We start from the raw sequence: 8,004 nt of genomic DNA, 5'->3' as shown, positions 1-8,004 counted from the left end.
AAACGCCCGGTTACATTTCGAACCCGGAAGCTAAGCCTTACAGCGCCGATGGTACTGCAGGGGGGACCCTGTGGGAGAGTAGGACGCCGCCGAACAATTTTTGGGAAACCCCCGCATCTTTTGATGCGGGGGTTTTCTGCGTTTAAGCCCGAACCCATTCAGGACGGCTGCACCAGCTTCGTGTCGTACGCCAGGATGACCGCCTGAATGCGGTCCCGGGAACCGGTCTTTGCCAATATGCGGCCCACGTGGGTCTTCACCGTCGACTCGGCCAGGTGGAGACGCGCGGCTATCTCCGTGTTCGTCCAGCCCTGGCCGATGACCGTGAGAATCTCGCGTTCCCGGTCGGTGAGCGACATGAGGCGGGCGTCCTGCTGTGTCCCGGCCTCCGCGGAGGGGCCCGTCGGGAGATGGTGGACGTAGGCGTCCAGGAGGCGGCGGGTCAGGCTGGGGGCGACGACCGCGTCGCCCGTGGCGACCGCCCGGATACCGGCGAGAAGCTCCTCGGGCTGGGCGTCCTTGACGAGGAATCCTGAGGCGCCCGCGCGAAGGCCGGCGTAGGCGTACTCGTCCAGGTCGAAAGTGGTGACGATCAGGACGCGGGTGCGGTCGCCGGCGGCGGTGATGCGGCGGGTCGCCTCCATGCCGTCGAGGCCGGGCATGCGGATGGGAGTGGGTGGCGTCGGTCGAAGGCGCGCACCCGGTGGGTGAGTTGCTGGGCGTATTCGGTGAGAGGCTCCGGCGCCCGGTGGTCCGTCACGGGGTCCATCGTGCGGGATCCGGTGCCGGGCGCCATGCGATTTCGCGGTGGCGGACGGCGTTACGCACGTCGTCGTAGCGGATGGTCGGTTCGTGTGCCGTCGGCATGCTTCGATGCTCGCGTGTGCGGGGGCGGCGGGCGTCGGACCGGTGGGGTAATCGGGGTGAGGGGTGTCGTACCCGGGTACTACCGTGGCCGCATGAGCTATGTGATCCGGTCCGTCCGTGCCGGCGAGTGGGTCGCGGCGAAGGAGCTGCGGCTCGCGGCGCTGCGGGATCCGGTGGCCCACCTGGCCTTCCTGGAGACATACGAGGAGGCTGCCGCCAGACCGGACTCCTTCTGGCAGGAGCGGACCGCGGGTGCCGCCGAGGGGGCGGACAAGGCGCAGCAGATCATCGCCGAGGGGCCCGACGGGCGGTGGGTGGGGACGCTGACCGTGCTCGTGGAGGAGCCCGGGACGACCGACTGGGCCGGGTTTCCGGTGGAGCGGAAGCAGGGGCATGTGGTCGGTGTGTTCGTGCGGCCCGAGGAGCGCGGGAGCGGGCTGACCGAGGTGCTGTTCGACGCGGCCCTGGAGTGGTCGTGGGCGCAGGGTCTGGAGCGGGTGCGGCTCATCGTGCACGAGGAGAACGGGCGGGCGCAGCGGTTCTACCGGCGGGTGGGGTTCCTGCCGAGTGGTGTGACCGTGCCGCTGGGGGACGCGGGGGAGCGCGAGTTGGAGTTCGTCCTCGAGCGGGAGTGAGGGGCCGGCGCACCGGGACCCCGGGCTACTGGACCGGCAGTTCGTCGTGCGGCCAGCGGGCGCGGCCCTGTTCGCGGGACCGGAGCAGGGCCAGGGTCGGCATGCCCCGGTCCGCTCCGGTGGCCAGCAGCTCCGGGAGCTGGGGAAGCGGGGCCACGGCCGCGACGTCGTCGAGGACGAGCGTCATTGGTGGGTCGAGGCGACCGGCCGATGACCGTTCGGCCATGTGCCGGCCGCGCTCGACCACGCTCGAGACGAGGGCCGTCAGGAGGGGCATGGCGCCCGGGTTCGTCCTGGGGTCCTCGATGGATTCCCCCACCACATAAAGCGTGCCCCCTTCGTGGACGAAGGAATCCAAGGCGAGGGCATCAGTTCGGTTGGGAGTGCAGGCTTCTCGGATATTGACCGTGGAGAGGGCCGACAGGGCGCGGGTGGTCAACTGCTGGGCCATGTCGCGGCGTTCCGGGTGGGCCGTGAGGGTGCCCTCGAGTTCACCCGCGGAGCCGGGGGCGGCCTTGGGGTTGGTGCGGAGGATGCGTACGGCGTCCTGGATCTGGGTGCCCTGGGACCAGCGGTGGACGTGGCGGATGGTGCGGCCGTCGATCGCCGCGGCGTGCAGGTAGCTGCGCAGGAGTGTGGTGGCCGTGTCGGTGAGGGCCTGGTCGAGTTTGGCGGTGGGGCGTACGGGGGTGAGGAGAGCGGTGGCTCTCTGGGATGCCGTGTCCTTGTCCTCGCAGCCGGTGGTGGGGGACCAGTGGAGGCGGGACGGGGTGTCGCAGAGGTGGGTGGGGTCGTAGAGGTGGGTGGGGCCCAGCTTGGCTCTGGCGTCCTTGGTGTCCTGCCAGAGGAGCGGGTTCGACGTGACGACGAGGGCCGGGCCTTCCGCGTCGCGTACCGCCTGGGCTGCGGTGGCTTGGCGGGTTTCCCTCGGGGCTACGAGGATCTTTTCCCACCCGATCACCCGTTCCCGCCTGAACGGAGAGGCCGGGGTCGCGGGGGCCGTCGCCGGGTGGGGGGAGGCCGGGCTCGCTGCGGTGTCCTGGGGGCTCGTGGGGTCGGTGGGCGAGCGGCGAGGGGTCGGGACCTCGTGTGGCGTCGAGGCGGGTCCGTGGTTCTGCGCCGGGGTCGGGACCTCGTGCCGCACGGGTGTGTGCGTGTCGTACGCGGTGGCTTCCCGGTCCGGTGCTTTGGACACCGCCGGTTCCTCCGCCGCCGTCGCCCTTCGCTCCCGGTTCCTGGCCCGGACCGCCCGCCACCGGGCCAGGGTGCCCATCACGAACACCGTCAGGACGACCAGGATCATCAGCTGGCCGATGAACAGGCCCCAGAACAGGCCGTAGCCGGAGAGTTCGCCGGGGGGTGTGTCGGGCCAGGCGCCGGGGATGTCGTGGGGCTGGGCGATGAGGCCGCGCATGGCGAGCGGCGTCCGGGTGAACGTGACGCCGGAGGGCCAGGAGCCGTGGGCGAACAGGGCGGCGAGGCCCGTGGCCGTCCACGCCAGCACGGTCATGCCGAGGAGGAACGCGAGTATGCCGACCAGCAGGCCGTCCGGGATGCCTCCCTGGGGGCCGCGCTGGGTGTGGCGGTCGTCCGGTCTCACGCGTGCTCCCCTGTGCCTACGCCACCGTCGATTCGGAGTCGCCCAGGTGGTGCTCCACGAAGGCCGCGGCACGTTCCTCCGCCTCGAGTTCGGCGGCGTGCAGGGCGTCGTCCGCGAGGTCGGCGGAGGACTCGGTCATCGCGCGGTCGGTGAAGACCAGCGGGCGTTCGGTCTCCGTGACCAGGTGTTTGACGACCTGGACGTTGCCGTTGACGTCCCAGACGGCGATGCCGGGGGTGAGCGTCGGGATGATCTCCACCGCCCACCTGGGCAACCCCAGCACCCGTCCCGTCGCCCTCGCCTCGTCGGCCTTCTGTGCGTAGATCGTCCTGGTGGACGCCATCTTGAGGATCGCCGCCGCTTCCTTGGCGGCTGCCCCGTCCACGACGTCGGACAGGTGGTGGACCACCGCCACGAAGGACAGGCCCAGGCGTCGGCCGAACTTCAGCAGGCGCTGGAAGAGCTGGGCGACGAAGGGGCTGTTGATGATGTGCCAGGCCTCCTCGACCAGGAAGATGCGCTTCTTTCGGTCGGGGCGGATCCAGGTGTGCTCCAGCCACACGCCGACGATCGCCATGAGGATGGGCATGGCGATGGAGTTGCGGTCGATGTGGGACAGGTCGAAGACGATGAGCGGGGCGTCCAGGTCGATGCCGACCGTGGTGGGGCCGTCGAACATGCCGCGCAGGTCACCGTCGACCAGGCGGTCCAGGACCAGGGCGACGTCGAGGCCCCAGGCCCGTACGTCGTCTATGGCGACGTTCATCGCCTCGGCCGACTCGGGTTCGGGGTGGCGAAGCTGCTCGACGATGTCGGTCAGGACCGGCTGGCGGTCGACGATGGTCTCGCTGACGTAGGCGTGGGCGACCTTGAGGGCGAAGCCCGAGCGTTCGTCGAGGCCGTGCCCCATCGCGACTTCGATGATCGTCCGGAGCAGGGCGAGCTGGCCCGTGGTGGTGATCGCGGGGTCGAGCGGGTTGAGGCGGATCCCCATGTCCAGGGCCGCTGTCGGGTCCAGGCGGATGGGGGTTATGCCCAGCTCCTGCGCGACGAGATTCCATTCGCCGACGCCGTCCTCGCCCTGGGCGTCCAGGACGACGACCTGGCGGTCGCGGAAGCGGAGCTGGCGCAGGACGTACGTCTTCTCCAGCGCCGACTTGCCGTTGCCGGACTCGCCGAGGACCAGCCAGTGGGGGGCGGGGAGCTGCTGGCCGTAGAGCTGGAAGGGGTCGTAGATGTAGCCCTTTCCGGAGTACACCTCGCGGCCGATGATGACGCCGGAGTCGCCGAGGCCGGGGGCGGCGGTCGGGAGGTAGACCGCCTGGGCCTGGCCCGTGGACGTGCGCACCGGGAGCCTGGTCGTCTCGACCTTGCCGAAGAGGAAGGAGGTGAAGGCGTCGGTGAGGACGGACAGCGGGTCCCGCATCAGGTCCTACCTCCGAATGCCGGTGGCGAAGGGAAGGGTGTTCACGAAGGCGCGGTGGTGCTCGCGGTCGCACCATTCCAGCTTCAGGTACGACTTTCCGGCCGAGGCCCTGATCGTCCGCTTGTCGCGGGCGAGGGCGTCGGGTGAGCGGGAGGAGACGGTGATGTAGCCGACGAGGTTGACGCCGGCGGCGCCGCTGGCGAGGTCCTCGCCGCGCTGGTCCAAGCGGGAGTTCGCGGCCACGTCGCGCGGGTCGAGGGTGCGGTTCATCTTGGCGGCGCGGGACGCCTCGGCCTCGTCGTTGGTCTTCTCGGTGAGCATGCGCTCGATGGCGACCTCGGTGGGTTCGAGGTCCATGGTGACGGCGACCGTGCGGATGACGTCCGGGGTGTGGACGAGCAGCGGGGCGAGGAAGTTGACGCCGACGGGGGTCATCGGCCATTCCTTCACCCAGGCCGTGGCGTGGCACCAGGGGGCGCGGGTGGAGGACTCTCGGGTCTTGGCCTGGAGGTAGGTGGGCTCCATGGCGTCCAGTTCGGCCGGCCAGGAGTTGCGCTTGGTCATCGCCTGGATGTGGTCGATCGGGTGGTCCGGGTCGTACATGGAGTGGATCAGCGAGGACAGCCGGCCCTGACCGAGGGGCTGCCGGACACGGATGTCGGCTTCCTGGAGGCGCGAGCAGATGTCGGTGAGCTCGCGGGCCATGACGACGGCGAGTCCGGCGTCCCGGTCGACCTTGCCGCCGTGGGCGCGTGCCGCGCGGGCCATGGCGTTGGCCTCGGCGGCGAGTTCGCGCGTGTAGTGCATGCAGGCGACGAGGTAGGCGCGGTGCTGCTCGCTGCTGGTGGACACCATCGACTGGAGCTGGTCGTAGGACTCCTGGAGCCAGCGCAGGGCCTTTTCGTCGCCGCGGACGGCGACGTCCTTGGCGTGGGCGTCCGGGTCGGCGGGGAGGGTGCGGGCCAGCATCTGGATGCGGGTGACGAAGCCGTCGCCGTTGGCCACGTGCTTGAGCAGGGTGCCGAAGCGGTCGACGAGGGCTTCTTGGTCCTCGCTGTCGCGCAGGCCGACGCCGGGGCCCTCGATCTCGATGGCGGCGGTGACGGTCTTGCGGTCGGCGTGCAGGAGCACGGCGATCTCGTCGGGTCCGAAGGGGGCGGCCAGCCAGGTGATGCGGCCGATGCCGGGGGGCGGGCCGATCTCCACCTCGCGGCCGTCGAGCCGGGTGCCGGCCTCGATGACGGCGGAGCGGTAGGCGGTGCCCTGCTTCAGGGTCCGCTTGTAGCTGCGGTTGATCTCGAACCACTTGTAGAAGGTGCGGTGCTTGTACGGCACGTACACCGCGGACAGCGCCAGCATCGGGAACCCGGCGAGCAGCACGATGCGCAGTGACAGCACCGGGACGAGGAGCCCGCACATCATGCCGAGGAACGCGCCCACGACGATCAGGGCGATCTCGCCGGTCTCGCGGTTGCGGCCGATGATCGCGTTCGGCCGGGCGCGGCCGATCAGATATGTCCGGCGGGGCGTGACCGGATGGGACACGTGGGACTCGGTCGTCAACGCCCTTCACCTCCCGTGCGGTTGGTACTGCTGTTGCGGGTGTTGCTGGCGTGGGGAGTGTTGACGGGGCTGCTCGAACGGGGGGCTGGTGCGGCGGAGGGGACAGATCCGCCGCCGTTCGATGTGCGCGCGCTGTGCGCGGCGACTCCGCCGGAGGCGGGGTTGCTGGGGCGGGGGGCGGAGGACTGGCTGCCTCCGCCGTTGTTGTCGGCGCGGGTGCTGTGGGTCTTGATGCCCTGGGCGACGAGGGACGCCGGGGAGCTGATGACGGCCGCGGCCTTGCTCTCGGCGCCCTGCATGAGGCGGTTGTTGCGGGAGCCGGCGATCTCGTCGCCGAAGCCGGGGACGAAGCGGTAGATCATCGCGCTGGCGAAGATGGCGAGCAGGATGATGGCGAGGCCGGAGACGACGGCGGAGAAGGCGTTCGGGCCGTCGTCGGCGGAGAGTGCGCCGGCGAGGCCGAGGACGATGACGATGACCGGTTTGATGAGGATGACCGCGATCATGATGCCGGCCCAGCGGCGGACGTGGCCCCACAGGTTCTTGTCGACGAGGCCTGCGTAGACGACGGTGCCGAGGAGGGCGCCGACGTAGAGCAGGGCGGCCCTGATGATGAGCTCCAGCCAGAGGACGCCGGCGGCGAGGATGCTGACCAGGGAGACGACGATCAGCATGATCGGGCCGCCGCCGATGTCCTCGCCCTTCTTGAGGGCCTCGGAGAACGTGCCGAAGAACGCGTCGGTCTGGTCGCCGGTGGCTTTGGCGAGGACCTCGGTGATGCCGTCGGTGGCGGAGACGACGGTGTAGAGGATCAGGGGGGTGAAGGCGGAGGCCAGGACGGTCAGCCAGAGGAAGCCGATGGCTTCGGACAGGGCGGTGGTCATGGGGACGCCGCGGACGGCTCGCTTGGCGACGGCCAGGAGCCAGAGCAGGAGCGTGAGGATCGTCGAGGCGGCGAAGACGACGGCGTACTGCTGGAGGAACTTGGGGTTGGTGAAGTCGACGTTGGCGGTCTCCTTCACGGCGTCGCTGAGCTTGTCGACGGTCCAGGAGGCGGCGTCGGCGCAGCCCTTGGCGAGGGAGGAGAGGGGGTCGAGGGCGGAGGTGGGGGCGAGGCGGGAGGTTCCGCCACCGCTTCCGCTGCCGGTGTCGCCTTGGCAGACCTCCAGCGCCTTGCCGGAGAGCAGGGCACAGTCGTCATCACTGGGCGTCGGTGAGGGGGTGGGGGCCGCGACCGTCCGGGTGGCGAACAGGACGACGGCGGTCTGAGCGGCGGTGAGGGTTACGGCGACCTTCACCACGCGGCGCTGGCTACCGGGCATAAGTGAGCCCTCCGAACTCCTCGACGGCCTTCGAGATGTCGTCCGATGTGGACACCCTGTTGTCGCCGTTGACCGGCGCGGGGCCTTCCTTCTGGGAGAAGCCGTCGACCTTCCAGTCGCCGTCGGTCCAGCGCAGCTGGAGGGCCATGGTGAACCAGTCGTTGGTGACCGGGTTCTGGGAGCTCTCCCCCGTCATCCCGAACACGCCCGTGCACCAGACCTCGACCGTGGCGGTGCTGCCCGAGAAGTCGGTGACCTTGGTGCCGACCGGCGTCGTGCGGGAGACGTAGGTGCTGCCCTTGGGTGCTTCGCCGTTCTCGTCCAGGCCGACCTTCTCCAGGAACGCCTTGCTGTAGACCCGGTCGAGGTTTCTCTCCAGCGCGGAGACCCGGCGGGCGTCGAACACCTGACGGACGATCTCGGGTCGCCGCGCGGGCTTGAGGATGTCGGCGGAGACGAGGACGACGGCGTAGTTCGCCGCCGCGCTCTCCGCCCCCTCCTGGTCCTGGGCGAAGCCCGACGGGATACCGGCGGCGGACTTGGACGTGACGGGGCGTTGGCCGGAGGGGGCCGTCGCCGCCGCATCGGGCT

6 protein-coding genes, 1 rRNA gene and 1 pseudogene are annotated in these 8,004 nt (G+C 70.2%); 2 read left to right on the top strand and 6 right to left on the bottom strand.

The annotated features are described in order from the left end of the window. Window positions 1-95: ribosomal RNA gene (gene rrf, locus ABZ281_RS27805) — 5S ribosomal RNA — on the top strand; the annotation flags it as partial. 63 nt (window positions 96-158) lie between these two features. Here rrf and ABZ281_RS27800 read toward each other — a convergent pair. Next, window positions 159-668: pseudogene (locus ABZ281_RS27800) on the bottom strand (response regulator transcription factor); the annotation flags it as partial. A 291-nt stretch (window positions 669-959) separates the two neighbouring features. On the opposite strand from ABZ281_RS27800, the gene ABZ281_RS27795 reads away from it, so the two are divergent. Then, window positions 960-1,502: a GNAT family N-acetyltransferase gene (locus ABZ281_RS27795; RefSeq protein ID WP_356659773.1), complete on the top strand. Its 543-nt coding sequence runs from the start codon at window positions 960-962 to the stop codon at window positions 1,500-1,502. Between the two features lie 25 nt (window positions 1,503-1,527). Here ABZ281_RS27795 and ABZ281_RS27790 read toward each other — a convergent pair whose 3' ends face one another. From ABZ281_RS27790 to ABZ281_RS27770, 5 genes are all read right to left on the bottom strand, one after another. Then, on the bottom strand, window positions 1,528-3,102 hold the full coding sequence (locus ABZ281_RS27790) for a TraM recognition domain-containing protein (RefSeq protein WP_356659771.1): 1,575 nt from the start codon (window positions 3,100-3,102) through the stop codon (window positions 1,528-1,530). A 16-nt stretch (window positions 3,103-3,118) separates the two neighbouring features. Then, the gene (locus ABZ281_RS27785) at window positions 3,119-4,528 is read right to left on the bottom strand and encodes an ATP-binding protein (protein WP_356659769.1); all 1,410 of its coding nucleotides are present in this window, start codon (window positions 4,526-4,528) and stop codon (window positions 3,119-3,121) included. Window positions 4,529-4,534: 6 nt separating this feature from the next. Continuing rightward, the gene (locus ABZ281_RS27780) at window positions 4,535-6,091 is read right to left on the bottom strand and encodes an SCO6880 family protein (RefSeq protein WP_356659767.1); all 1,557 of its coding nucleotides are present in this window, start codon (window positions 6,089-6,091) and stop codon (window positions 4,535-4,537) included. Further along, window positions 6,088-7,413 carry a hypothetical protein gene (locus ABZ281_RS27775; RefSeq protein WP_356659765.1) on the bottom strand — a complete coding sequence of 442 codons (1,326 nt, stop codon included), beginning with the start codon at window positions 7,411-7,413 and terminating at the stop codon, window positions 6,088-6,090. The genes ABZ281_RS27780 and ABZ281_RS27775 overlap by 4 nt, the downstream gene beginning before the upstream one ends. Beyond that, window positions 7,403-8,004: hypothetical protein (locus ABZ281_RS27770; RefSeq protein ID WP_356659763.1), on the bottom strand; the 602-nt coding region annotated here is incomplete at its 5' end. The genes ABZ281_RS27770 and ABZ281_RS27775, both read right to left, overlap by 11 nt.

It is taken from the genome of Streptomyces sp. NPDC006265, assembly GCF_040613555.1.
In the GTDB taxonomy this organism is placed as follows: Bacteria; Actinomycetota; Actinomycetes; order Streptomycetales; family Streptomycetaceae; genus Streptomyces.
This window is presented reverse-complemented; position numbering and strand designations above follow the sequence as displayed.